The sequence below is a fragment of the Pantoea sp. 18059 genome, assembly GCF_902706165.1.
Classification (GTDB): Bacteria; Pseudomonadota; Gammaproteobacteria; order Enterobacterales; family Enterobacteriaceae; genus Pantoea; species Pantoea agglomerans.
This window is the reverse complement of record NZ_CACSJS010000001.1, coordinates 127,780-153,881: the sequence shown is the minus strand read 5'-3', so window position 1 is coordinate 153,881 and position 26,102 is coordinate 127,780. Positions and strand designations below refer to the sequence as shown.

At 56.0% G+C, this 26,102-nt stretch carries 20 protein-coding genes; 5 read left to right on the top strand and 15 right to left on the bottom strand.

Annotation, left to right across the window (positions count from 1 at the left end):
* Window positions 1-88 precede the first annotated feature (88 nt).
* From pncB to GVJ63_RS00665, 4 genes are all read left to right on the top strand, one after another.
* Window positions 89-1,294, top strand: coding sequence for a nicotinate phosphoribosyltransferase (gene pncB, locus GVJ63_RS00680; RefSeq protein WP_010669771.1), 1,206 nt, complete (start codon window positions 89-91; stop codon window positions 1,292-1,294).
* Between the two features lie 157 nt (window positions 1,295-1,451).
* Window positions 1,452-2,852: an asparagine--tRNA ligase gene (asnS, locus tag GVJ63_RS00675; RefSeq protein WP_010254981.1), complete on the top strand. Its 1,401-nt coding sequence runs from the start codon at window positions 1,452-1,454 to the stop codon at window positions 2,850-2,852.
* 301 nt (window positions 2,853-3,153) lie between these two features.
* Complete coding sequence (gene ompC / locus GVJ63_RS00670; protein ID WP_277950702.1) at window positions 3,154-4,275, top strand: porin OmpC; 1,122 nt, start codon at window positions 3,154-3,156, stop codon at window positions 4,273-4,275.
* 234 nt (window positions 4,276-4,509) lie between these two features.
* Entirely contained in the window at window positions 4,510-5,700 is a 1,191-nt protein-coding gene (locus tag GVJ63_RS00665; RefSeq protein ID WP_010254977.1) for an amino acid aminotransferase, read from the top strand.
* Window positions 5,701-5,742: 42 nt separating this feature from the next.
* Here GVJ63_RS00665 and GVJ63_RS00660 read toward each other — a convergent pair whose 3' ends face one another.
* The 7 genes from GVJ63_RS00660 to cmoM all read right to left on the bottom strand — a co-directional run bounded on the left by GVJ63_RS00660 (window position 5,743) and on the right by cmoM (window position 16,399).
* Window positions 5,743-6,372 (bottom strand): MBL fold metallo-hydrolase, encoded by a 630-nt coding sequence (locus GVJ63_RS00660; protein ID WP_159226283.1) that lies wholly within the window; start codon window positions 6,370-6,372, stop codon window positions 5,743-5,745.
* A gap of 39 nt (window positions 6,373-6,411) precedes the next feature.
* A complete protein-coding gene (locus GVJ63_RS00655) occupies window positions 6,412-6,960 on the bottom strand; it encodes a YcbK family protein (protein WP_010254972.1) in 549 nt (182 codons plus the stop codon).
* Between the two features lie 185 nt (window positions 6,961-7,145).
* Window positions 7,146-8,957 carry a L,D-transpeptidase gene (gene ldtD, locus GVJ63_RS00650; RefSeq protein WP_159226282.1) on the bottom strand — a complete coding sequence of 604 codons (1,812 nt, stop codon included), beginning with the start codon at window positions 8,955-8,957 and terminating at the stop codon, window positions 7,146-7,148.
* A 147-nt stretch (window positions 8,958-9,104) separates the two neighbouring features.
* On the bottom strand, window positions 9,105-13,592 hold the full coding sequence (gene mukB, locus GVJ63_RS00645; RefSeq protein WP_159226281.1) for a chromosome partition protein MukB: 4,488 nt from the start codon (window positions 13,590-13,592) through the stop codon (window positions 9,105-9,107).
* Window positions 13,589-14,314: a chromosome partition protein MukE gene (gene mukE, locus GVJ63_RS00640; RefSeq protein WP_010254966.1), complete on the bottom strand. Its 726-nt coding sequence runs from the start codon at window positions 14,312-14,314 to the stop codon at window positions 13,589-13,591. The genes mukB and mukE overlap by 4 nt, the downstream gene beginning before the upstream one ends.
* Window positions 14,295-15,617 carry a chromosome partition protein MukF gene (gene mukF / locus GVJ63_RS00635; protein ID WP_010254963.1) on the bottom strand — a complete coding sequence of 441 codons (1,323 nt, stop codon included), beginning with the start codon at window positions 15,615-15,617 and terminating at the stop codon, window positions 14,295-14,297. Before mukF ends, mukE begins: the two co-directional genes overlap by 20 nt.
* Window positions 15,614-16,399 carry a tRNA uridine 5-oxyacetic acid(34) methyltransferase CmoM gene (gene cmoM, locus GVJ63_RS00630; protein WP_033766835.1) on the bottom strand — a complete coding sequence of 262 codons (786 nt, stop codon included), beginning with the start codon at window positions 16,397-16,399 and terminating at the stop codon, window positions 15,614-15,616. The genes mukF and cmoM overlap by 4 nt, the downstream gene beginning before the upstream one ends.
* 125 nt (window positions 16,400-16,524) lie before the next feature.
* Here cmoM and elyC point away from each other — a divergent pair, with 125 nt between their 5' ends.
* The gene (gene elyC / locus GVJ63_RS00625) at window positions 16,525-17,310 is read left to right on the top strand and encodes an envelope biogenesis factor ElyC (protein ID WP_159226280.1); all 786 of its coding nucleotides are present in this window, start codon (window positions 16,525-16,527) and stop codon (window positions 17,308-17,310) included.
* On the opposite strand, the gene GVJ63_RS00620 is transcribed toward elyC, so the two are convergent.
* From GVJ63_RS00620 to ihfB, 8 genes are all read right to left on the bottom strand, one after another.
* Window positions 17,290-18,183, bottom strand: a complete 894-nt coding sequence (locus GVJ63_RS00620) for a fructosamine kinase family protein (protein ID WP_159226279.1) — start codon at window positions 18,181-18,183, stop codon at window positions 17,290-17,292. The two genes, elyC and GVJ63_RS00620, sit on opposite strands and share 21 nt — an antisense overlap.
* A 111-nt stretch (window positions 18,184-18,294) precedes the next feature.
* Complete coding sequence (gene kdsB, locus GVJ63_RS00615) at window positions 18,295-19,044, bottom strand: 3-deoxy-manno-octulosonate cytidylyltransferase (RefSeq protein WP_010254955.1); 750 nt, start codon at window positions 19,042-19,044, stop codon at window positions 18,295-18,297.
* Entirely contained in the window at window positions 19,041-19,223 is a 183-nt protein-coding gene (locus GVJ63_RS00610; RefSeq protein ID WP_003849374.1) for a Trm112 family protein, read from the bottom strand. Before GVJ63_RS00610 ends, kdsB begins: the two co-directional genes overlap by 4 nt.
* A 105-nt stretch (window positions 19,224-19,328) precedes the next feature.
* On the bottom strand, window positions 19,329-20,543 hold the full coding sequence (locus GVJ63_RS00605) for a winged helix-turn-helix domain-containing protein (protein WP_122889045.1): 1,215 nt from the start codon (window positions 20,541-20,543) through the stop codon (window positions 19,329-19,331).
* Window positions 20,544-20,582: 39 nt separating this feature from the next.
* Entirely contained in the window at window positions 20,583-21,569 is a 987-nt protein-coding gene (gene lpxK / locus GVJ63_RS00600) for a tetraacyldisaccharide 4'-kinase (RefSeq protein ID WP_010254951.1), read from the bottom strand.
* A complete protein-coding gene (msbA, locus tag GVJ63_RS00595) occupies window positions 21,566-23,314 on the bottom strand; it encodes a lipid A ABC transporter ATP-binding protein/permease MsbA (RefSeq protein ID WP_010669759.1) in 1,749 nt (582 codons plus the stop codon). The genes lpxK and msbA overlap by 4 nt, the downstream gene beginning before the upstream one ends.
* 34 nt (window positions 23,315-23,348) lie before the next feature.
* Window positions 23,349-25,604 carry a DNA internalization-related competence protein ComEC/Rec2 gene (locus GVJ63_RS00590; RefSeq protein WP_200843101.1) on the bottom strand — a complete coding sequence of 752 codons (2,256 nt, stop codon included), beginning with the start codon at window positions 25,602-25,604 and terminating at the stop codon, window positions 23,349-23,351.
* Window positions 25,605-25,808: 204 nt separating this feature from the next.
* Window positions 25,809-26,093 (bottom strand): integration host factor subunit beta, encoded by a 285-nt coding sequence (gene ihfB, locus GVJ63_RS00585; RefSeq protein WP_003849360.1) that lies wholly within the window; start codon window positions 26,091-26,093, stop codon window positions 25,809-25,811.
* Window positions 26,094-26,102 lie beyond the last annotated feature (9 nt).

The window sequence follows — 26,102 nt, the reverse complement described above, 5'->3', positions numbered from 1 at the left end:
GCTTCAGATAGTGAATTATACTTTTGCGTCTTTATGACTGTGTACAACACCGGGCTCTGCGCCACCGAACAGGATGCTGAAACGCGCCATGACAGGACATGCTTCCCCGATACTGACCTCGCTGCTGGATACGGACGCCTATAAGCTCCATATGCAACAGGCCGTTTTCCACCGCTATCATGACATAACGGTGGCGGCGGAGTTTCGCTGCCGCGGCGACGAACTGCTGGGTCTCTACGCTGACGAAATTCGTGACGCGATAACCGCAATGCAACACCTGGCGCTGACTGATGATGAAGCGACCTGGTTGTCTCACCTTCCCTTCTTCCGGCAGGATTACCTCAGCTGGTTACGCCAGTTCCGCTATAACCCGGATCAGGTTGAGGTGCGCAATCATCATGGCAAGCTGGAACTCCGTATTCAGGGGCCGTGGCGAGAAGTGATCATGTGGGAGGTGCCGCTGCTGGCGCTGATCAGTGAGATTGTGCATCGTCATCGTACGCCACAGGTCACCACTCAGCAGGCACTTGACCACTTACATCAGAAACTCGGCGACTTTAAAGCTCAGGTGGCTGACCTCGATATGTCACGCTTCCGCCTGATGGATTTTGGCACCCGTCGTCGCTATTCGCAGGATGTGCAACAGTCGATCGTCTCAACGCTGAAACAGGAATTTCCGTGGCTGATTGGCACCAGTAACTATGATCTGGCGCGCCGTTTGTCACTGACGCCGGTGGGAACACAGGCGCATGAGTGGTTCCAGGCCTTCCAGCAGATCAGTCCGGTACTGGCCAACAGCCAGCGCGCGGCGTTACAGGCGTGGCTGGATGAGTATGACGATAAGCTGGGCATCGCCCTGACCGATTGCATCGCTATGGACGCATTCCTGCGCGATTTCGGTCCGGTGTTTGCCCGCCGCTACCAGGGACTGCGCCACGACTCCGGCGATCCGGTCGAATGGGGCGAGAAAGCCCTCGCACACTACCAGAAGCTGGGTATCGATCCGCAAAGCAAACACCTGGTCTTTTCTGACAACTTAAATCTCGACAAAGCGCTGGCGCTTTACCGCCACTTTGGTCAGCGGACGAACGTGGTGTTCGGCATCGGTACCCGTCTCACCTGCGATATTCCGGGCGTGACGCCACTGAACATCGTTATCAAACTGGTGCAGTGCAATGGCAAGCCGGTGGCGAAACTCTCAGACAGCCCGGGCAAAACCATCTGCCAGGATAAAGCCTTTGTCAGAGCCCTGCGTAAAGCTTTTGATCTGCCGCTGGTGAAAAAAGCGAGTTAATCCTCTTCTTACCGGGGCGTTGATACGCCCCGCCTCTGCTGTAATAAATCTGCTTTCCCCCTGAATTTTGCTTGTTTCCTGAAGACTCGCAAGTAACATAGCAAAACCCCGGATGGGGCAACTTTTTTACTCACTTCTTCTATATAGAGAGATATTTATGAGCGTAGTGCCTGTAGCGGACGTACTGCACGGTCGCGTCGCGGTTGACAGTGAAGTCACCGTACGTGGTTGGGTGCGTACCCGAAGAGATTCCAAAGCCGGTCTTTCCTTCATCGCTGTCTATGACGGCTCCTGCTTTAATCCCGTTCAGGCTGTCGTCAATAATTCTCTGAATAATTATCAGGATGAAGTGCTGCGTCTGACTACGGGCTGTTCCGTTATCGTCACCGGTAAAGTGGTGGCCTCGCCGGGTCAGGGCCAGGCGTTTGAGATTCAGGCGACCAGCCTGGAAGTCGTAGGCTGGGTGGAAGATCCCGACAGCTACCCGATGGCGGCGAAACGCCACAGTATCGAGTATCTGCGCGAAGTGGCTCACCTGCGTCCGCGCACCAACCTGATTGGCGCGGTCGCCCGCGTTCGCCACACCCTGGCGCAGGCGCTGCATCGCTTCTTCCATGAAAATGGCTATTTCTGGGTCTCGACGCCGCTGATTACCGCCTCCGATACCGAAGGTGCCGGCGAAATGTTCCGTGTCTCTACGCTGGATATGGAAAACCTGCCGCGTAACGATCAGGGCAAAGTTGACTTCAGTGAAGATTTCTTTGGTAAAGAGGCGTTCCTGACCGTTTCAGGTCAGCTGAATGGCGAAACCTATGCCAGCGCTCTGTCGAAGATCTACACCTTTGGTCCGACGTTCCGCGCAGAGAACTCCAACACCAGCCGCCATCTGGCGGAATTCTGGATGCTGGAGCCAGAAATCGCTTTTGCCTCACTGGATGATGCCGCTGCACTGGCCGAATCAATGCTGAAGTATGTCTTCAACGCGGTGCTGGAAGAGCGTGCCGATGACATGGCCTTCTTTGCTGAGCGGGTAGATAAAGAGGCGGTTGAGCGTCTGCAGCGTTTCATCACCACCGATTTCGCGCAGGTGGATTATACCGATGCGGTTGAGATCCTGATGAACTGCGGTCAGACCTTCGAAAACCCGGTTTCCTGGGGTATTGACCTCTCCTCTGAGCATGAGCGTTACCTTGCCGAGAAACACTTTAAAGCGCCGGTGGTGGTGAAAAACTATCCGAAAGACATTAAAGCGTTCTATATGCGCCTGAATGACGATGGCAAAACCGTGGCGGCGATGGATGTTCTGGCGCCAGGCATTGGTGAGATCATTGGCGGTTCACAGCGTGAAGAACGTCTGGATGTCCTGGATGCGCGTCTGGAAGAGATGGGTCTGAATAAAGAAGATTACTGGTGGTATCGTGACCTGCGTCGCTACGGTACCGTGCCACATTCTGGCTTTGGATTAGGCTTTGAACGTTTAATCGCCTATGTCACCGGCGTACAAAATGTCAGGGACGTAATCCCCTTCCCGCGCACCCCACGCAACGCGAGTTTCTGATATTCGGCATTAAATATAAGAAATTCATATATATAACGAGGTCGGCACTGCCGGCCTTTTTTTATTTTTGTAAATTTTGAGTTCTCTCACAAAGTTCCGTGTTTTTTACATTTTGTAATACATATTTTCTTACTGAAACAAGATTACGAGTTTAGTAGCATTTAAGCGCTAGAATTACGGCGGGTGGGATGGAAAGATGCGTGCAGACACAGGAAGACACCAAACTTCGTTCAGGGTTCCCGTAAAGGTTTCTTGACGGCAGTGGCAGGTGTACAAATAACTCCAATGAGGGTAATGAATAATGATGAAGCGCAATATTCTTGCAGTGGTTATCCCTGCTCTGTTAGTAGCTGGCGCAGCAAACGCTGCAGAAATCTATAACAAAGACGGCAACAAACTGGACCTGTACGGTAAAGTGGATGCGCGTCACCAATTCTCTGATAGCGCTGGTGATGATGGCGATCAGACTTATGTGCGCTTCGGCTTCAAAGGCGAAACCCAGATTAATGACCAGCTGACCGGTTATGGCCAGTGGGAATATAACATTCAGGCGAACAAATCTGAAGGTGATGACGCACGGGACGGCACCAAAACCCGTCTGGGCTTCGCGGGTCTGAAATTCGGCGATGCCGGTTCAATCGACTACGGCCGTAACTACGGTCTGGTTTACGATGCAATCGGCTGGACCGATATGCTGCCAGTATTTGGTGGTGACTGGGGCGGCTCAGATAACTTCCTGAACGGTCGCAGCACCGGCCTGCTGACCTACCGCAACACCAACTTCTTCGGCCTGGTTGATGGCTGGGACTTCGCAGTTCAGTATCAGGGCAAAAACGACCGTACCGACATTACTCGTGCTAACGGCGACGGATGGGGTGCATCAACCAGCTATACCTCACCAATCGGTGTAGGCATCGTTGGTGCCTACAGCAGCAGCGACCGTACTGATACACAGGCTGCAGGTGTTACTGATGTTAATGGTAATGTAATTGGACAGGGCAAACGTGCTGAGAACTGGGCAACTGCGCTGAAATACGATGCAAACAACGTTTACCTGGCAGCGATGTATGGTGAAGGTCGTAACTCTTCATACTTTACCGCCACTATTCCAGGCACCGCACCTAACACAACCGCCGATGCTAATGCAACCATTAACAAAACCCAGACTATTGAGTTAGTTGCACAGTACCAGTTTGATTTCGGCCTGCGTCCATCTATCGCATACGTACAGCAGAAAGGCAAAGATATCGAAGGTATCGGCGATGCTGACCTGTACAAATACATTGACGTTGGCGCAACTTACTACTTCAACAAAAACATGTCTACCTATGTTGATTACAAAATCAACCAGCTGGATGACAATAACCCACTGAATCTGAACACAGACGACATTGTTGGTGTAGGCCTGGTTTACCAGTTCTAATTCCGCTTTAAACATGTTTAAAAACGGGGCTAAGTCCCCGTTTTTTTATGGCTGCTATTCCAAACAGGTGCGTTTTTCCTCGCGCCGTTACCCCGCTTTAATCACTACCTTTCCACGTCGTGCAATCCACACTGCAAAATGTATGAATTTGTCTCGCAAACGGTTGGCATTTGTCTGGCCGGACGCTAACCTGAGAGCTCTTTTCGCTAAAGTTCACGCTAATGGACCTGACACATGTTTGAATCGATCTCTGCTGCACCCGCCGATCCTATTCTTGGGCTGGCCGATCTGTTTCGTGCTGACGACCGCCCGGAAAAAATCAATCTGGGCATTGGCGTCTATAAAGACGAAACCGGCAAGACCCCGGTGCTGACCAGTGTTAAAAAAGCTGAGCAATATCTGCTGGAAAATGAAACCACCAAAAACTATCTCAGTATTGATGGTCTGGCTGATTTTGCCCGTTGCACACAGGCCCTGCTGTTCGGCAACCAGAGCCCGCTAATCACCGCTGGCCGTGCTCGCACGGCTCAGACACCGGGTGGTACCGGTGCGCTTCGCGTTGCAGCCGATTTCCTCGCCACGCAAACATCGGTGAAGCGGGTCTGGATCAGCAATCCAAGCTGGCCGAATCACAACAACGTGTTTAACGCTGCCGGTCTTGAGGTCTGTGAATACCACTATTACGACCCGGCAAACCATACGCTGGATTTCGATGGCATGGTCGCGTCACTGAAACAGGTTCAGCCAGGCGACGTGGTGCTGTTCCACGGCTGCTGCCATAACCCGACCGGTATCGACCCGACCGCTGAGCAGTGGCAACAGCTGGCGGAGCTGTCACAGGCCAACGGCTGGCTGCCGTTGTTTGACTTCGCTTACCAGGGTTTTGCCCGTGGTCTGGAGGAAGATGCAGAAGGCCTGCGTATTTTTGCCGCCTCGCATCAGGAACTGATCGTCGCCAGCTCTTACTCCAAGAATTTCGGCCTGTATAACGAGCGTGTTGGTGCCATCACGCTGGTTGCCGCCGATGCGAGCGTGGCAGATACCGCGTTCAGTCAGGTGAAGTACACCATTCGCGCGAACTACTCCAATCCGCCGGCACATGGCGCCGCCATCGTCGCCACCATTCTGGGCAACGATACCCTGCGTACCATCTGGGAGCAGGAGCTGTCGGACATGCGTCAGCGCATTCAGCGCATGCGCCAGCTCTTCGTAAATACCCTGGCGGAAAAAGGTGCACAGCGCGACTTCAGCTTTATTATTAAGCAGAACGGCATGTTCTCGTTCAGCGGCTTAACCAAAGAGCAGGTCATTCGCCTGCGTGAAGAGTTTGGCGTCTACGCGGTGAACTCAGGGCGGGTGAATGTGGCGGGCATGACGCCAGACAATATGTCGGCGCTGTGCGAAGCGATTGTCGCCGTGCTGTAAGCAGGATGACCGAATTGAAAAATGGGCCTGCTGGCCCATTTTTTATTGCAGGAAAGGATTACTGATGCGTTCATGCCCCAGCGTAGAAATCGGGCCGTGACCGGGCAGAAAAGTGACATCATCGCCCAGCGGCAGCAGTTTCGTGCGGATAGCATTGATTAACTGCTGATGATCGCCCTGCGGGAAGTCTGTGCGTCCCACACCACCATTAAAAATCACGTCACCTGAAATCAGTAACCGTCCTGGCCGATCGAAGAACACCACGTGGCCAGGCGAATGGCCCGGACAGTGCAGGACTTCCAGCGTGGTCAGCCCTACCTGTACGCTCTCCCCCTCTTCCAGCCAGCGATCGGGGGTAAAAGGCGCGCACTCACCAAGTCCGAACATCCGGCTCTGGGTAGGCAGCGCCTCCAGCCAGAATGCATCACGCTTTTGCGGTCCGACAATCGGAATCTGCCAGAAGGCAGCCAGCTCGACGGCGGCCCCGACGTGATCAAGGTGTCCATGAGTCAGCAGAATCCGGGAAGGTTTAAGCTGGCGTTGTTCCAGCGTCTCTTTGATCAGATCGGCATCGCCGCCTGGATCAACCAGCGCGGCTTCACGAGTGGACTCGCACCAGATAACTGAACAGTTCTGGGCAAACGCGGTAACAGGAATAATGTGGTAATTCATAACGCTCCATGACCGGCTCACGCAGCGTTGCCGGTGTCATTACCAGTGCCTGATCGGCCCGGTATCAATATGTACAAAGTTACTGCGGGGATAATATCCTACACCACCCGCACGCAGAGATAACGCCGCTTTGCGTACATTGGCCAGAGAAACCCCTTCGATATGGAAATCCATTGCCTGGCCTTTGGTATGATAGCTGTGCTTTGCCACCCCAGGACCGCTCTCACGTAACATGTTGTTGGTTGCCAGTGAACGGTAGCCCGAAACCAGCTGTATCGGTTTACGCATTCCCAGCAGCGCCTGCAGGCGGAAGATTTGATCAAACAGGTGCGGATCGATGCTTTTCACTTTATTGGCGCGATAGTCACGGAAAAAGTGATTTAATCGTGACAACTCATCCTTGTCGTAACTCTTACCATTAAAAAACTCAGTTTTAAGGGTTTCACCGGTATGAAGATTATTAAGCATCAATACACGCGGGCGAGAGGTAGAAAGCGAGGCCCTTGCAGAAGCGGGTAATAATGCCAGACCGGCGGCGGCGCTACCGCACAGCAGTAGTTTGCGACGAAAAGAATCAATAGTAGACATGTAACGATTTACCTGAGAGTGAAGCCATAGAAATGTGCAAAAAGCGCACAGCCCGAACCATAACTTTCTCTCAGTAGAGCGTCAACCCATCTGCAACCTGTTTGCGTGGCGATCCCTGCAGGAATCGCCATTTGATAACATTTTTTTGAATAACCGGCCCGCCGCTAACGATTTAAAATCAATCACTAGAGCAGCAATTGCTCAGCCCGACTCAAAGCCTGGCTGCCCGAACGCGCGGTGTCATCATAATTGTAAATATCTGTGCGGAACTGTGGTTTGCCATCATCAGCGACCCACGCCGTCAGATAATAGAGATTGACCGGAATACGATGGCGGATGGGCACGTAGCGTGTGTCACCCTCTTTTAACGTACTGGAGATGCGGGCATCGTTCCAGCCCGCGTCCTGCAGTAATAAGCCCGCCAGTTCGGACGCTTTATTTACCCGGACGCAGCCTGAGCTGAGCGCGCGGATATCCCGCTGGAACAGGTTGTGGTTCGGCGTGTCGTGCAGATAGATCGCATCTGAGCTGGGCATATTAAATTTATAGCGGCCCAGCGCATTCGCCACACCCGGTGCCTGAATCAACCGATAGGGGAACGATGAAGCGGTGACCATGCGCCAGTCGATCATGCTGGGATCGATCACTTCAGCGTCAGCGCTCCAGCCCGACAGCAGGGTATAGCCATGCTTATAGAGATAGGTCGGATCCTGCTTCACTTTAGGAATGATATCTTTACGCACCAGCGTGGTCGGCACATTCCATGGCGGGTTCAGCACCACATTATTGAGTGCGCTGCGCATCAACGGCGTTTTGCGATCGGGACGCCCGACGATGACGCGTGATGAGAGGATCTTGTTGCCGTTGTTGTAATAAATCAGCGAGTAGTTGGCGATGTTCACCATAATGCCGTTGTGCATATCGTCCGGCAGCAGGCGCAGTCGCTGAATGTTCAGCGCCAGCAACGAAGCACGCATCTGCGGAGAGACGTTAAGCCACTGCCGCGTTCTGGCACCGATAGCACCGTCGCCATCCAGTCCCTGCCACTGCTGGAAACGCTTCACACCCGCCACCAGCGTCTCGTCATAGACATTGGCGGTGTTTCCTTCCAGCGTCTGACTCTGAACGTTACCCGGCGATTGCAGTGAAGGCGCAGAAAGATCGCCGACTGGCGCGGCAGAAGGGCTGACCGCAACCGGCTGGTCGCTGTGGGTCACTGGTGAGGCGGCCACCGGCACCGCATCGTCATCCGGTGCAGGTGCATTAACCTGCGCCGTTAACATGCCGCTGCGCTGCAGGATTTCACGCAGCGCCGGCACATCGTCACTGACCTGTCCCGGACGCAGCGTTTCACTGCTTTTCAGCTGCGGCCAGGGCTGCTTATCACCTAGCAGGGTTTTCAGCGCGGCGTGCATCGGCTGATACTGCGGGTGCTGCGGCTGCAGTGACGCAATAAACGTGTTGCCCGATCCTGCATTGACCGCGTTCTGCCACTGATTCACGACCGCCACCGACGGCTGTGTCAGCCGGTAGGGAACATTGCTGTAAAGCCAGGTTTCACCCTGCGTCGGCACATTAGAAACAAATTGCAGATAGCCCAGCATCGCATCGGACAGCGCGACATCCCGGGCAAAGCCGGTGATCGCCGGGTTAGTCAGACGCTCAATCCAGCGCGTGAATTGTGGCTGAACACCAGAAAGTGCCACTTCAGCCATCTGCTGCTGAAATTTTTGTATCGCCTGGGGATCCTGCCAGAGCGGTTGCATATGGCGGGATGCATAGAGCGTCGCCAGCGGTGCCAGATAAAACGGCTGATCGGCGCTGGAAAACGCCTGCCGGATGCGTTGCTGACTTTCGGAAACGGAGATAGCCGCCTGCGTTGTCCCGGGCAAAGCGGCGATAACAGCGGCCTGCGGTAGCGTAAATGGAACAACGGTTAGCGCCAGCGCTAACAATGATAGAACGCGATGATGATTTAATTTTTTTACCAGCAACATCCCTGCCCCCTTGTTTTTCAACTTCGCAGTGTTCCCTGTATCCACTGCGACCGCGCCGTGACTCATCATGTGAGTATACAAACAAAAACGGCATTTGCCTCATGTGACAAATGCCGTAACCAGATTAACGAATGGTTCAGTTTTTGACTACGTTTCCGCCTGCGAATTTTCAGCGGTTAAATCGGGCAGCGCATCTGCGTCGCTTCCCGCCCGCACCGGCGAAGGATCGGCAGCAAAACCACGCAGACCGACCACATGCACATGCTCGGTGTTATTAAACACCTTACGCACCAGTTTGTAGGTCGTGCCTTTTTCCGGACTGATATTCTCCGGCGCTGCAATCACCAGCTGCATCTCCAGTCGCTCACAGAGTTCGAACAGCGTGGCGATGGAGCGGGCATCCAGACGGGCCGCTTCATCAAGGAACAGCAGTCGGCATGGCGAAATATCTTTGCCGCGCAGACGACGGGACTCTTCTTCCCAGCTCTGCACCACCATCACCAGAATGGACATACCGGTACCGATCGCTTCACCGGTTGAGAGCGCCCCGCTCTCTGCGCGCAGCCAGCCATCTGAACCGCGGTTGACTTCCACTTCCATCTCCAGATAGTTGCGGTAGTCCAGCAGCTCCTCACCGATGGTCTGCGGCGTACGCTGCCCCATATCAATGTGCGGATTAAGACGCTGATAGAGTTTCGCCAGCGCCTCCGAGAAGGTCAGGCGATTGCTGTTAAAGAGATCCTGATGCTGCTCGTGCTCTTCCGACAGCGTATCCAGCAGCATGGCGTGGGTTTCACGCACGTTCACGTTGAGCCGCACGCTGCGTACCTGACCAAAGCTGACGGTCTGCAGGCCCTGGTTGAGCTGGCGGATACGGTTCTGTTCACGCTGGATCGTTTTACGGATGATGTTGGCCGCACTGCGCGAACTGATTGCCAGCATCTGCTCACGCGCCGTCAGCTCTTCCGTCAGACGGTTCAGTTCGATTTCCATCTGCTCAATCGCTTCGACCGGATCGTCAGTCCGAATAATATCCTGACGAATACGCTCGCGCAGATGCTGATAAACCGCAATAAAGAACTGAATTTTACGTTCCGGACGTTTTGGATCTTCCGACAGTCGCAGCACGTCGCGCAGATGTTCGTTGTCCGCCACCGCCAGACGCAGCGCACCCAGCGCTTTATCCGACATAGAGCGCAGCTCATCGCCGCTCAGGTAGGCCAGTTCACGGCGATGCAGACGACGCTCAACGCCATTCTCTTTCACCAGACGCAGTACGGTACACCAGCCCGCTTTGGCGCTGACCACCTGTTCACGCACCTGATGATACTGACGCTCCAGCTGACGCAGTCGCTTCTGCAGGTTATCCATCTCCGCTTCGCAGAAGGTAAGCTGTTTCTCCAGCTGATTGCGGCGTGCGCGGTTGTGACTCAGTGCCGTGTAGAGCTCGTCACGGCGAACACGCGCGCGTTCTTCCGCGCTGCTGTCAGCCTGGACGCCAATGTCCTGCATCTCCTGCTGCAGCTCTTTGAGCATGTCACGCTTGGCGTCATAGGCGCTTTTCAGCGAGGCCAGCACCTGGGAGTATTGCGTCAGCTGCGCCTGATGTTCACGCAGGCGATCACGACTGCGCCTGCGTTCGCCCTCAGCCTGCTCCAGACGCTGACGCAGCTTATCGCTGAGGTCGTTGTTGCCGTTGAGCATGCTGGCCGAGTCGTCGTAGCTGAAGTGGGCGCGACGCTGCACCACTTCTGTCAGGGCAAAGGCCTGCTGACGGGCGTTGCGCTGCTGCTGCTGCGCCTGCTGATAATCCGCCTGTAACTGCTCATGCTGTTCCGGATCGCTCTGCAGCACGGCGATGATCGGTTCCAGTTTCGCCAGCTTAGCGCCATGCTGATGCAGGAAGCGCGCCGCTTCCTGTGCCGCATCGACCTGCTCGCGGATCTCTTCGCAGCGATCGCCCAGCGTGTCGTCCAGCAGCAGATTGACGCGTGGCAGCAGCCGGTTTAACTGTGATACGCCCTCTTTGGCCAGCTCATACTGCTGACGCTGCTGCTGATTGTTGCTCTCATGCTGATTCAGCGCGCGCTCCAGCTCACCCCGGCGCGCGCCCAGCTGACGGATCTGCGCTTCCGGATCGGCGTCAAAGGCGACGGCCAGATGACTGCCGATAAAGCGGCTGAATGACTGATGCAGACGCTGCGTTTTCTGCACGTCGAACGACAGCGTGGCGTAGCGTTCGGCCAGCTTATCGCGCTCAAGGTGCAGCAGCTCCAGCTGATTCTCACGCGCCGCGCGGCCAAACAGCGGTATTTTCGGGAAGCGGGAGTAGCGCCACTGACGCTCTGCCACCTTCACCACCACCGCATTCTGCAGTTCATCGACGCTGAAGACGCTGTCATCGAACGACTGCGGATCACCCTCGATCAGGTAGAGATCTTCCGGACACTCTTCCAGACCATCCAGCAACTCACGAACGCGGGAGAGATCCGGCACCACAATCGCATGACGCGACGGACCGTAGAGCGCCGAGAAGTAAGGCGCATCATCCAGCGTCACATCATCGTAAATCTCTGACAGCAACACGCCGCCAAAACGTTCGGCAAGCTGGGTCAGGCGCGCATCTTCGGCACCGCCTGGCTGGCTGAGCCGTTCAATCTGCCGCTCGATATCACGTTTACGCGCCGCTACTTCGTCGCGCTCGACGGTGGTTTCACGCTCACGCTCCAGCAGCTGCTGCATATACTCGGTCACGTCCTGGCTGCTGTTCAGCGCCTGGCCGGTCTGTTCGCTGAGCTGGGTCAGGATCTCCTGCGCCGCCAGCCAGTGTGGCGCACGGGCGGTCAGGCTGGTGATGCGTTCGCGCAGCTGCTCCAGCTCCTGGCGCATCATCATGCGCTGCTCACCGGCGTCGGAGACGCTGCTATTCAGCTGTTCAATCTGTGCTTCAAGCTCCTGCTGCAGGCCTGCCAGCGCATCCGCTTCATAATGCTGCCCCTGACGCTTGCAGAATTCCGCCAGCAGGCGCTCCGCCTCATGCTGCTCGCGCAGACGCTGCTCCAGCTCATTCAGACGCAGACGCAGCGACGAGAGCTGTTCGGCGTGATGACGCTGGTTGCTGGCATCACGCAGCAGTTCGCGGCCGGATTGCCAGGCGTCCTGACGGGTCACGTCACCGGCAATGCTGGTCACCAGCGCCAGCGCCTGTTCAAACTGACTGTGCGCTGCTTCCGCTACGCTCAGCTTCTGCTCCAGGCGCAGCAACCGTTCTGTCGCCTCTTCCTCTTTGGCCTGGAAGCTTTCCTGCCATTCAGCCGCATTGTCAATGCTCAGATCGGGCAGCTGGCAGAGCGTGCGGGCGCGCTCCAGCGCCTGCAATGCCTGCTGATACTGGATAGCGCGGGTTTGCTGCACGTCGAGCGCCTGCTGGAAATCGGCCAGCTGGCTTTTCAGCTCATCCACTTCCAGCTCAGCCGCTTCGGCCCGCGCTTCATTCTCTTCCTGAATTTCACGCGCTTCGGCGACTACTTCGGTCTGCTCTTCCAGCCGCAGCGTCAGATCTTCGATATCCGCATCGTAGCGCTCAATCTTCTCCTGCTGACGCATCGCCGTCTGTACCAGGTTCAGGTGATCGCTGGCAGCCTGATAATCGACTTCAAGATCGTTTTCTGCACCACTGTGCTCAGCCAGTTCGCGCGCCATCTCAACATGACGATACTGCTCGGTGGCGAGCTGCTTACGGCTGCTGAACAGCTCGTTGCGCAGCTGTAACGCGCTGTCGAGGTGTCCCCGACGCTCGTTGGCGTGGCGCATATAGTCAGCCGAAACGTAGCTGGTCGCTTCGGAGATCAGATGCTTGAAGAGATCGCGGTCAGACTGGGTAACGCGGATCGCCTCCAGCGTCATGCGGTTCTCGCGCAGCGCGGCTTCCATATCCTGGAACGCTTTGCGCACGCCACTGTTTTCAGGTAGCAGGTAATCACGCAGCGATCGGGTGATGGCGCTGGAGATACCGCCATACAGCGAGGCTTCAATCAGACGATAAAACTTGCTGCGATCGCTGGCAGAGCGCAGACGACGCGGCACCACACCAAGATCAAACAGCATGGCGTGATAATCGGTGACTGAGTTATAGGCGCGGAACTGCACGCCTTCCTGCGCCTCAACCCGCTCTTTGACTTCGTTCAGCGGTAATACGCGAGCCTGACGGCTGTTGAGCACTTCCGTCAGCATATCGGTTGGGTTGGTGTCGGTGGGCAGGCCATGGATACTGAATGGCTTGATATCGACCTTTTTATCGCGTCCGGCGACCTGTTGCAGACGGACACCGACCACGACACGCTGATGGCGTGAGTTCACCACATCCAGCATGGAGTAGCAGACGCCAGCCCGCAGTTTACCGTGCAGACCCTTGTCACGGGATCCTGATGTCGCGCCCGCTTCGGTGGTATTACGGAAGTGCAGCAGCGTTAAATCGGGGATCAGCGCGGTGACAAATGCCGCCATCGTGGTGGACTTACCCGCACCGTTACCGCCTGACAGCGTGGTCACTAATTCATCGAGATCAAAGGTACGGGCAAAAAAGCCGTTCCAGTTGATCAGCGTAAGCGAACGAAACTTTCCGCGCTCAATCATGCCTGTTCTTCCTCTGCGTTCTCACTCGCGTCGCTTTCCTGTCCTTCACCGTCATCGGTGTCGACCGGTGCTGTCGCGTTTTCCAGTAGCATGGCCTCGCCATCACGAATCAGACGAAGCTGCGCTTCACGGGCGTCATCACCGCCGCGCACGTCGGCACCAAAGCGGAACACCGATTCCGTGATGCGGAACTTGCTGCTGTCGTTGCCGAAAAACCACACCATGCCAAGGCGACGCAGGCGGCTCAGAGAGGCGCGCACTTTCTCCTGCAGTTTGGTGCGATCCAGATCCGAACCGGTTGAACGCTGGTTGACCAGCTTCAGCAGGCGGTTCTCATCGGCCAGAGAGAGCAGTTCGTCGTACAGCTCCTGCTGGGTGAAGATACCTTCATTAGCCAGTCGTTCCGGGCTGAGATAGAGATAGCAGAGAATCTTCCCGACCATCATATCCAGCTCAGAAAGCACGGAACGCGGAATCAGCGTGGTTGAACGCGGACGCAGATAGAAAAAGCCTTCCGGCGCACGGATTAACTCAACGTTATAGCGGCTGTAAAACTCTTCGAGAAACGACTGGTAGTCCATCAGAAAAGCGTGATTATCCAGCTCTTCGATACCGATATGGCGTCCGGCGCGTAACTGGCTGTCCAGCGCAGGAAAAATCGGGTTGGCCAGTGCCTGTGCCAGCTTAACCGGCATCACTTGTTCAATATTTGTCGATGACATGTGCCTGCACCTTGGCTCCGTAATCATTGATGGCTTGCCATTCCACAGGCAAACCGGCTAAATCAGCTTCCGCTACGCCAAGGCGCACTGCCTGATCCACCACAATACGCGCCAGATCGAAATGGCGGGCTCGGGGATACTGGGCCAGGTAGTCGCGCATCACTGACGCGAGGTTGAGCGGTTTTTGTTGCGATTTGTAGACCTGCAGCGCTTCTTCAATCATCGCTGCCAGCTGTTCGCGGATTTCGTTGATCTCCTCGTACTCCATCTCCGGCGGCAGTTCGCCCATCACTTCGTCGTTACGCAGCGTCAGCGCCTCATCACGCATGTCATACAGGCGGTCGGCGTTGGCATAGGTCAGCGCCCAGGGCGCGTCGAAGTAATTCTGCACCGATACCCGCAGGCGCTGCGCAAAGACGCGGTTTTTATCCATGTCGATGGCGGTACGAATAAATTTATGGACGTGACGGTCATAGCCGATCCAGAGGTCAATCGCCTGCTGGCCCCAGCTGGTAATACGGTCGAGTTTGCTTTGCAGATCAAACACCAGCTTATCGACGAAGCCCAGATCGGGACTGTCCAGCGTGGCATCCTGAATGCGCAGCAGATTTTCCTGAAGTTTGTCGCCCGCGGCTTCCAGCGTATCCTGCAGTTCACGCAGCGTTCCTGAGGTTTCAGAAAGCAGCATTTCACAGCTGGAGATGGCCGCGCGCCAGTCTTTATTCAGCAGTTCGGCGATATCATTTTTAACCGCCTGCTGCTGTTCATCCATCAGACGCTGGGTCATATCGATGCTGTCGAAGATCTCCGCCACGGAATATTTCAGCGGCGCGAAAACATTGCGGTGCCAGTGAAACTCATCACCGTTTTCCTGCGCAGCATCGGCTGCCCGCTTAAGCTCATTGGCCACAATCGACAGCTGCATCGACAGGCGCAGGGTCGAGAACTCACGCTGACGGATGTAATAGTCGGTGATGCCGATCGCCAGCGGCGTCAGGCGATAGATGGCATTGCCTTCCGTGATTTCGCTGGTAAAACGGTTGAGCAGGCGCTGTCGCACCATGTCGTTGATGGCGTTGTTGGCACGAACCAACACGGTTTCATGGGTTTGTTCGAAAGCTTTACTGACGTGACGGAAAGCATCAATCAGATCGCCTTCGCTCATTTCGCCATCCATCCGCTCACCGTTGAGGGTGGCGATAGCCAGCAAAAAGGCCAGACGTTCCACTGGCAGCGCAAGGGAAAAGTCATTTTTGCGCGCCCAGGAGACCAGTTCAGGTACCGTCTGGGAAAATTCACTCATAATTCGTCCTTCTGCCCGGGTTTACGCGCGGTCACGTGGATGTAGCGCCCTAAGCTCAAAAAGGGTTCCTGACGGCAGTAACGCCGCTCCATCTCAATAATTTCGTCGTCGCTTTTTGGCTCGCCCTTCGGCGGCTTCATGTAGTCACTGAACACCCGGATCCCGGCACGCTGCTCAATCACAAAGCCACACGCCTCCAGCCAGCGATAGACCTGCTCGGGGTCGCGCGGATAGTCAGGCGACAGCGTTCGCTTTTTGCGTTTGGTCAGGTTGGTGCGCAGATAGCCGAAGTTACCCAGCGTTAAGGTGCGCAATGTCAGGCCGTGCAGATTGTAAAACATCAGCGACATGACGCCCCCCGGACGCAGCAGATCGAACAGCGCTTTCAGCACCTTCTCCGGTTCAGCGACCCACTCAAGCACAGCGTGGAACAATACCAGATCCACCGGCTTATCCAAATGTTCACCCACCTGCTGAGCGCTAATTTGTCTGAATTGCATGTTGTGGCTCACACCCTGCGCCGTCGCATTTTCCGCGGCCCGGCGCAGCATCTCGCTGGAAAGGTCGCACAGCAGAACCTGATGGCCCTGCGCAGCAAGCCCGCTGGAGACCTGGCCGACACCGCCGCCAGCATCCAGCACCGACAGCGGGTGCGGTGACAAACCGGGTAGTATCTTCTCCAGCTCATCCCAGAGGATGGCCTGGCGTATCTTCCCTTTAGTGGTGCCGTAAATATTTTGCGAAAATTTATCCGCGAGATCGTCAAAGTTACGATCCTGCATGGCATGCGCTCCGGTATGCTGCGGTGAGACTTGTGCTATTTTGTCACAGGCACCAGAAGAATGAACCTTTCATCCCCATCTTCCCTTCCGGGTGCTCTATTTTCGGACAACAGGACTCTTTTTTGATGTTATTTACCCTTAAAAAAGTTATCGGCGGGCTGCTTTTACCCCTGCCGTTTCTGCTTTTGCTGATGGCGCTTGGCATTTTACTGCTTTGGTTTACTGGCTGGCAGAAAAGCGGCAAAACCGTGATCTCCGTCAGCTGGCTGTTACTGCTGCTGCTGAGCCTGCAACCGCTGGCCGATCGTCTGCTTTTGCCGCTGGATAACCGCTATCCGACCTGGAACGGATCAGAGAAGGTGGAGTTCATTGTGGTGCTGGGTGGAGGCTACACCTTTAACCCGGCGTGGGCACCCAGCTCGAACCTGCTGAATAACAGTCTGCCGCGCGTGGCAGAAGGCGTTCGTCAGTGGCAGCGGAATCCGCAGTCGACGCTGATTTTTACCGGCGCAGCGGGCGGCACCAATCCAAAGAGTAGCGCCTGGGTAGCGGCACATGTGGCGGAAAGTCTGGGCGTTCCCCGTGAACATATTCAGATTCTCGACCAGCCCCGCGACACCGCGGATGAAGCGCAGGCGGTCAAAACCGTGGTGGGCGATCGCCCGTTTCTGCTGGTCACATCCGCGAATCATATGCCGCGCGCAATACGCTTTTTCCACGCGATCGGGTTGAAGCCAATGGCCGCTCCCGCGAATCAGCTGGCGATTACGTCACCGCTGAATGGATGGGAGCGGGCGATACCCTCATCGATCTGGCTGAGTCACAGCGAACGTGCGGTCTACGAAACGCTTGGCACACTATTGCAACGGCTGAAAGGCGAGGAGTCAGACTCAGCCGAGCCAGGGAAGTAATTGCGCGCGTGCATGGTCAAAACGCGGACGATTAAACGTGCCGGTCTGTACCAGATGATCAATGCAGTCCCACAGTTGATAAACCCACCGACGCCAGACAAAACCTTCTGAAACCGGCGCCCGTTGCAGGTAGCTGTGCAGCAGCGCCGTTTCGGCAGGCGAGGTATCCAGATGGATAAGATCGTATTCACGGGGTGCCCAGAGGATGGTGCCCGGCTGTGTCATCGCGATTAACTGGTCACTGCGGCTATCTTTCAGCATGCTCTGCAGCTGAATGTTGCCGTGAACCATCACGCAGGGATCGTCGAAGCCGCGAAACAGATGCGCCAGTCGTGCCCGGCAGCGAAACAGAATCTGACGATCTTCCAGCGTAAAGGCTGGCGGACGCAGATAGCTCAGGGTCGCCCATAGCACCTCAACCCGTTGTGCATACCAGGCGGGCCAGCTGTTCTGCTGCGTGCTGTCCACCGTACCGACCAGGCCATGGCTGTCGAGCCGGTGCCAGGCCAGCACTCCCTCGACCACCTGTTCGCAAAACTGTTGCCAGCGCTGAGCATCCCGCGCGGGCGCTTCGGCCGTCACGCCATTCAGTCGCGCCAGCAGGAGCATTTCATGCACTGGCGGCTGCTGGCTCATCACCAGACCATAGACCGCTGGCACGGCGATCAGTCCGGCCTGGCCCAGCAGCGCCAGCTTTCTGGCTTCCATCGCCGCCCGGCCCTGATGACGAAAATATTTCGCCATCACCGGCATGGGGCGCCCGTCCCGATCGTATAACGCATAAAGCCGGGTGGGTGGATGTTCACTGATCATTTCGAGGCGGCTGATGGTTTCACCCAGCGCCAGCGTGAGTTCCGATTTAAGCTGTTCCATGCGGCATCCTCCTCAGATGAGTATCACAATATCCTGAAGGAAGTGTTGGAGATAAGTTTAGCGGCGGATCAAGAACGTTGCGCTGAAACGGGGAGACAGGCTCCCCATTTGTCAGGCCTGCATGGCATCACGAACGCGTTGCAAATCGTCTGGCGTATCCACACCCACACTGGGAATGGTTTTCGCGACGGCGACATGAATTTTTTCGCCGTACCATAAAACACGCAGTTGCTCGAGCAGCTCAATCTGTTCCAGAGGACAAGGCGCCCAGGCGACATAGCGGCGAATAAAACCAGCACGGTAGGCGTAGATGCCAATGTGGCGCAGCAGCGTATCACCGATCTGCTCGCGCGATGCGGCGTACCGTTCACGATCCCAGGGGATGGTCGCCCGTGAAAAATAGAGCGCGTAGCCATTCACATCCATGACGACTTTCACCGCATTCGGATTAAAGGCTTCTTCCACATCGGTGATCGGCACCGCCAGCGTCGCCATCCCGGCCGCCGACCCCGCCAGATTGGTCGCCACCTGACGCACAATCTCGGCCGGGATCATCGGCTCGTCGCCCTGCACGTTTACGATGATTTCATCATCGGCAAACTGATATTTTTCGATCACTTCCGCCAGTCGCTCAGTGCCAGACTGGTGATCGGCGCGCGTCATGCAGACTTCGCCGCCTGCCGCTTCCACTGCCTGCGCCACGTCGGGATGATCGGTGGCAACAATGACCCGGCTGGCACCCGATTCACGGGCCCGCTCCATTACATGCACGACCATCGGTTTACCGTGGATATCGAGCAGCGGCTTGCCGGGTAAGCGGGTTGACGCATAACGCGCAGGAATGATAGCGGTGAAACTCATGGATGAATCTCTTCAACTGACAGCGTGCGGGCTTCGGTTTCCAGCAGCACCGGAATGCCGTCCCGGACCGGGAAGGCCAGGCCATCAGGTTTGCAGATCAGCTCCTGTTGAGCATTGTTGAAGTAGAGTTTGCCATTGCAAACCGGGCAGGCAACGATTTCGAGTAAACGATGATCCATATGTCCTCCATCAGGGACCGAATGCTTAAGGATTCAAGCATACCATAGCGCGGCGCGTGCGGGATGGGGTAAAACGCCATCCCGCAGCGGCTGCCGCAAAATTGATTAATCCAGCGTCCACAGGGCTGGCCACTGATCGTTAAGCGCGTCGGGTGCCTGCAAAATAGCGACGCTTTCAGCACCCTGCCACGTCGCAAAGCGTTCGATAGCACGCCGGATATCCAGCAAAAATCGCGCCGTAACGCGGGTCTTCTCCTCCAGCCAGATATTTTTAATCTCCAGCTGTTTTGCCTGACGCAGCATGCGGGCATCCAGCCGCCCTTTTATCTGGCCGCGATGGAGGATGGGCAAAACAAAATAGCCAAATTTGCGTTTTTCCTCTGGGGTATAGCACTCAATACGGTAGTCAAAATTGAACAGCTCACGCGCACGCTTGCGATCCCAGACCACCGGATCAAACGGTGACAGCAGCGCGCTGTGCGTCGCCTGCAGCGGCGTATCCAGCAACGGCACGTAGTCACGATGCAGCCACATCTCACCTAGTCCCTCTGTATTGACGGCGACCAGATCGCCCGCAGCCTGGGCGTCAGCGATAAAGTTGTTCACGGGTGCCCGCTTCAGGCGATAGTAATCCGCCAGCCAGGCCGCGCGGAAAACCCCTAAGCTGCGGGCGCTGTTCATCAGCATCTGACGGGTCGCCTCCGCTTCACTGATGCCATGTATCGCATCCTGCCAGTCGGGCATCACGCGGCTGCGCAGATCGTAGACGCGCTGAAAATTACGGCGTTCGGTGACCATCAGCTCACCGGCGCTGAAGAGATTCTCCAGATGACGTTTGTGCGGTTTCCATGCCCACCAGCCTGACTTCGGGTTATCGGCATGGGTAAAATCGGCGGCGCGTACCGGACCGTTGTCTCTGATCTGCTGCAGTAATTCGGCAATGGCCTGCTGGTGCTCAGCGACCCATTGCGCATTGTATTTCCAGCCCAGACGTTCCGGCGACAGCATGCGATGACGAAGAAGTCGGTAATCGGCACGGGGAATAAAGCAGGCTTCGTGCGCCCAGTACTCAAAGAGTTCGCCCTGTGCCAGAGCCTGTTCCAGCCATGCCTGAGGATAGTTCCCCAGGCGACTGAACAGCACCAGATACGGACTGCGGGCCACCACATGAATGGTATCGATTTGCAGCAGCGACATGCGGGAAATGCAGTCAATCAGATCCTGATAAACAGCACGTTTTGCCGGAGTTCGCAGCAGGCCCTGCGCGGCGAGATGAAGGTGGCGTGCTTGCTGTAACGAAAGTGAATGCGTACTGTTCATCCTCTTCCTTATCAGGCTTCACCTGAACGGGGGCGGGTATCAGGAAATATGGCGGCAGAGTTGTTCAATGTCATCCAGTAACGGCGTCACGGCATTACCAGTTAAATGGGCATCGACCGGCAAATACCACCAGTCAGGCTGGGCAAAGTGACGGCATTTCACCGCGTCCTTTTCGGTCATCAGCAGTTGCTGACCCGCCTGGAGTAATCGGGTCAGTTCATCTTTGCTGTAGGCGTGATGATCGGCAAAGGCGATCTCTGCGACCGGCGTTATACCCTGCTGTTTCAGCGTGGTGAAAAAACGCGGGGGATGACCAATACCGGCCATGGCGACTACCGCACCCAGTTGCTCCGGCGGGCAGGTTTCACCGGTCAGCAGATTGGTGGCCAGCCCGGGCTGAAGTTGCATGGCAATCTCGTCGGGCTGTGCTTCGCCGCCGTTAATGATCACGGCATCGACCTGCTGCAGACGATCGGCACGTTCACGCATCGGACCGGCAGGCAACCACCAGCCATTACCAAAGCGACGGACCCCATCAACCACCACGATTTCGCGATCGCGCTGCAGGGCGTAATGTTGCAGGCCATCATCCGTGATGATCACATCCAGCGAACCCTGTTTCAGTAACGCCTCAATCGCCCGTCGCCGTTGAGGGGCGACCGCGACCGGCGCCCCGGTGCGCTGGGCGATCAATACCGGCTCATCCCCGGCCTGTTCGGTGGGGGTCTGCGCCGTGACCAGCAAGGGATAGTGGTCCGCCTTGCCGCCATATCCTCGGGAGACCACGCCAGCGCGCAGGCCGCGCTGCTGTAACGCCTCGACCAGCCAGATGACCACCGGCGTCTTTCCATTCCCGCCAGCAGTCAGGTTACCTACCACCACGACCGGCAGAGGCGCACGCCAGCTTTTACGCCAGCCGCGCCTGTAACTGAAGCGTATCAGGGCCGTGATCGCACCATACAGCAGGCTGAATGGCCATAGCAGCAGCCATAGCGGTGAGCGACCACTCCAGATACGTTCAATCATTGGCCGAATTGCATCTTGTGCAGCTGTGCATAGGCACCGCGTTCTGCTAACAGCACCTGATGCGTACCGCGTTCAACAATCTGGCCATCTTCAATTACCACGATTTCATCCGCTTTCTCGATGGTAGAGAGTCGGTGTGCAATCACCAGCGAGGTACGGTTCTTCTGCAACTCATCCAGTGCAGACTGAATCGCGCGTTCAGACTCGGTATCCAGCGCCGAGGTGGCTTCATCGAGGATCAGGATCGGGCAATCACGTAACAACGCACGGGCAATGGCAATACGCTGACGCTGACCGCCAGATAACAGCACGCCATTCTCGCCAATCATCGTATCCAGGCCCTTATCCATTTTATTGATAAAGTCCATGGCATGCGCCATGGTGGCCGCCTGCTCGATCTCTTCACGACTGTATTGCTCACTGCGGGCATACGCGATGTTATTGGCAATCGTGTCGTTGAAGAGGTGCACATTCTGTGACACCAGCGCCACCTGATTACGCAATGAGCGCAGGCTGTACTCACGCAGATCATGACCGTCCAGCAGGATTTCGCCCTGCTGGATATCATAAAAGCGGGTCAGCAGGCTCGCCATCGTAGACTTACCGGAACCGGAACGGCCCACCAGCGCCACCGTTTTTCCTGCTGGCAGCGACAGATTGATATTACGCAGTGCCGGAATTTCACGACCTGGGTAGGTAAAGGTCACATCACGGAATTCAATATCCCCTTTAGCACGGGTGATTTCGCGCGTACCGTTATCCACTTCCTGCTCACTATCCAGAATAGAGAACAGTGTCTGACAGGCCGCCATCCCACGCTGGAACTGGGCGTTGACGTTGGTCAGAGACTTAAGCGGGCGCATCAGGGCAATCATCGAGGAGAAGACCACGGTGATGGTACCGGCTGTCAGGGTATCCATGACGCTGGGGAAGCTGGCGGCATAGAGCACAAAAGCCAGTGCCAGCGACGCGATCAGCTGAATAATCGGATCGGAAATGGAGGAGGCTGAAACGAGTTTCATTCCCTGCTGACGCATCCGGTTACTGACGCGGGAAAAGCGCTCCGATTCAATGTCCTGTCCGCCAAAAATCAGCACTTCTTTGTGCCCTTTCAACATCTGCTCGGCGCTGGTTGTCACCTGCCCCATAGTGTTCTGCATACTTTTGCTGATGGTGCGGAAGCGCTTAGAGACGGTGCGGATAGCAAAGGAGACGATAGGTGCCAGTACAATCAGGATCAGCGACAGCTGCCAGCTGTAGTAGAACATCATGATAAACAGGCCAATAATGGAAGCCCCTTCACGCACTACGGTGACCAGCGCGCCCGAAGAAGAGGAGGCGACCTGCTCAGAATCGTAAGTAATGCGTGACAACAGGGTGCCGGTTGACTGCTGGTCGAAAAACGAAACCGGCATGCCCATCATATGGCTGAACAGACGACGGCGGATGTTCATCACGACGTTGCCAGAGACCCAGGAGATGCAGTAGCTGGAGATATAACTGGTAACTCCGCGTACCAGCATCAGGCCAATAACCACTAACGGCAGCCATAGCATCACCGATCTGTCAGCTTTACCAAAACCATCATCCAGTAACGGTTTCAACAGTGAGAGCATTAAGGCGTCGCCCGCAGCATTAATAATCAGGGCGACTGAGGCCGCAATTAATCCCGCTTTATTAGGCGCGATCATCGGCCAGAGTCGGCGAAACGTCTGCCACGTAGAGAGATCTTTATCTTGATGCATTATTTATTCACGCTGTTGGAAATAGCCGGCCATTCTACCTGGATTCGCGTTTGACGCCAAACCACTGATGATACCAACGGGGCATTAATTGTTCCCGCAGGGTAGAAACCTGCGCTCTGCCCTGCTCTATCCTGATACTGATTTGTCCTGACTGGCCCGTATCCAGCCACTGAAAACCGGCCGTTCGGTAGTTTTCCAGCACATTTTTCGCGGGCATGCGCCATGCATTGTAGCGTGCCAGCGAGGCGATAGCGGTGTGGCCTGCGGCTTTACGCAGCAGCAATGAGGTCGACGACGTCCGGCTGCCGTGGTGCGGGACCTGCAGAATATCGACCTTCAGCCCCTGCTTCTCCAGCGCCACCAGCTGGCGTTCCGCTTTCGCTTCAATGTCACCGGTTAACATCAGACGAACCTGGCCATCATCGACGATCACCACACAGGAGTCATTATTTCCGCCCGGCAGGGGGGCCGTCAGCGGCCAGACCACCCGAAAGTGGAGCTGCCGCCAGCGCCACTGCGTGCCCCGTACGCAGGGTAAGTGTGCCTCATCAGCCAGCGCACTTCTGACTTCAACCGCTGGCCAGCGTTGAGTAATCGCCTCCAGCCCGCCAGTATGATCCAGATGTTTATGACTCAGGATGACCTGTTTTAATCGTAACTGCCTGCGCTCCAGCCACGGAATGATCACCCGACTCCCTGCATTATCGTTCTGCCAGCGCGGGCCGGTATCATACATCACAGCCTCGTCGCCCTGGCTGATCACCAGACTCAGACCGTGCCCGATATCCAGCATATCGATTCGCCAGCCCTGCTCCTGTTCTGGCTGGCGACTCAGTATCATTGCCAGCGCTAAGGCGCCGCTGCTTAGTGGCAGAGAGAAAAAGAGCTGCGCACGCCAGAGAATCAGACCGCCCCATACCATGACTGTAAACCAGGTTGTGCCACTCAGCGGCCACCAGCCTGGTGGCAGCAACGTCAGGCAATGAAACAGTGCACGTAATGAGAGATCGGCCGCTCCCCAGAAGAAGCCAGATAAATGCGCCACCGGTAGCAGCAGGGCAAGCGTCACAAGAGGCATGGTAATAAACGAGACGATCGGAATCGCGACAACATTTGCCACCAGCGCAGTCAGGCTGATGCCGTTGAAAATCGCCACCTGCAACGGCACCATTAAAATCATCATGCCCGCCTGTAAATGCAGCAATTGTACCGGAATCCAGCGCCGTTGCTGACGGAACGACGCGGGCAGCGGGAACCAGTGATACCAGACCAGCAGCATGCCGACAGCCAGTACCGAGAGCCAGAAGCTGTCAGAGAGCACGGTCAGCGGGTCGGTTACCAGCAGCAACGCAATACAGAACGTCCAGATCTGCCAGCTATTCAGCTGAACACCCGCAAACCGTGTTATCGCCCAGAGCGTCAGGGCAAGCAGCGAACGCTCTGCGGGAGGCTGTGCACCGGAGAGCCAGGTATAGATTGCAGCAAACAGCCAGCTCACGATGAGGGGGAAAAGATAGCTGATATAACGGGCTGGCAAGATAAATTGCACCCCACGCGCAATCATCCAGCCGGTGCTGGCGGCCAGGGCGATATGCATGCCCGATATCGCCATCAGATGCGCGGTACCGGTATCCCGCAGTAGCTGACGCGTCTGCTGGCTCATCTCATCCCGAATGCCAAAAGCCAGTGCCTCCAGCGTTGCACGTGCAGGCATTGCACGGGTCCTGTCACGATGCCATAAAATAAATCGCCAGCGGCTATCACAGCGATCGCTTACCGCAGTCTGCTTAAGGATTCGTCCCTGAAGCGGCGTATTATTAGCCAGTGCAAAACGCTGCGCATCAAAATCGCCCTCATTAAGGCGGGCATGTACCGGTCGCAGACGCAGTTTCATCGTCCAGCGTTGTCCTGGACAGTAGACCTCCGGATCAGCATCAAACCAGATCCAGGCAAAGCGAGGCGGAAAAATCATCCTGCCCTCCTCTTTCAGCAGACGAACCCGGATTTGCTTCCGCTCTTTCCGCAGTTCACTAATCTTAAGGGTGTAGGTGGCAGGACGCGCCGAGAACTTTTCGATATCCCGCACCATCAGACGGGCGTCGTTACAGGCCCATGCCAGAAACAGCAGAGTAATACCGGCCAGACGGACGGGTTGGTAAGGGCAATGCAGCAGAGCCAGTCCTGTGAGGAGGAAGCCCCCCATCACCTCACCGGAAGGCAGCCGGGCCATAAGCAGTAGCGGTAACATTGCAACGATCGCCAGTCGCGCCAGAACGGTCCATGTCAGCATAATCGTATCCATTGATTCAGTTCGATTATTCTGGTCAAAGAAGGTGAAAGTAACAGCGGATGATCAGGCAGGCTGGAGCGCTCTCACAAAGAGAGTGCGGTGTTGCAGTGTTGATGACAGCAATCCGGATGTCAGGTCTGAGCCTGAATCGCAGGCAAAAAAAAACGACATCCGGAGATGTCGTTTATCTGGTTCGGTATCGGCTTAGCCGTAGATATTTGCGCGATCGCGCAGTTCTTTGCCTGGCTTAAAGTGGGGAACGTATTTGCCTTCCAGATCCACTTTGTCACCCGTTTTCGGGTTACGTCCAGTACGCGGAGCGCGATAGTGCAAAGAAAAGCTGCCGAATCCCCGGATTTCGATGCGTTCGCCCTGTGCCAGCGTAGTGGCCATGTGCTCAAGCATCTCTTTTACTGCATCCTCAACGACTTTCGCCGGTATATGAGTATGCTGTCCCGCCAGTCTTTCGATCAGTTCTGACTTGGTCATGTAACCTCC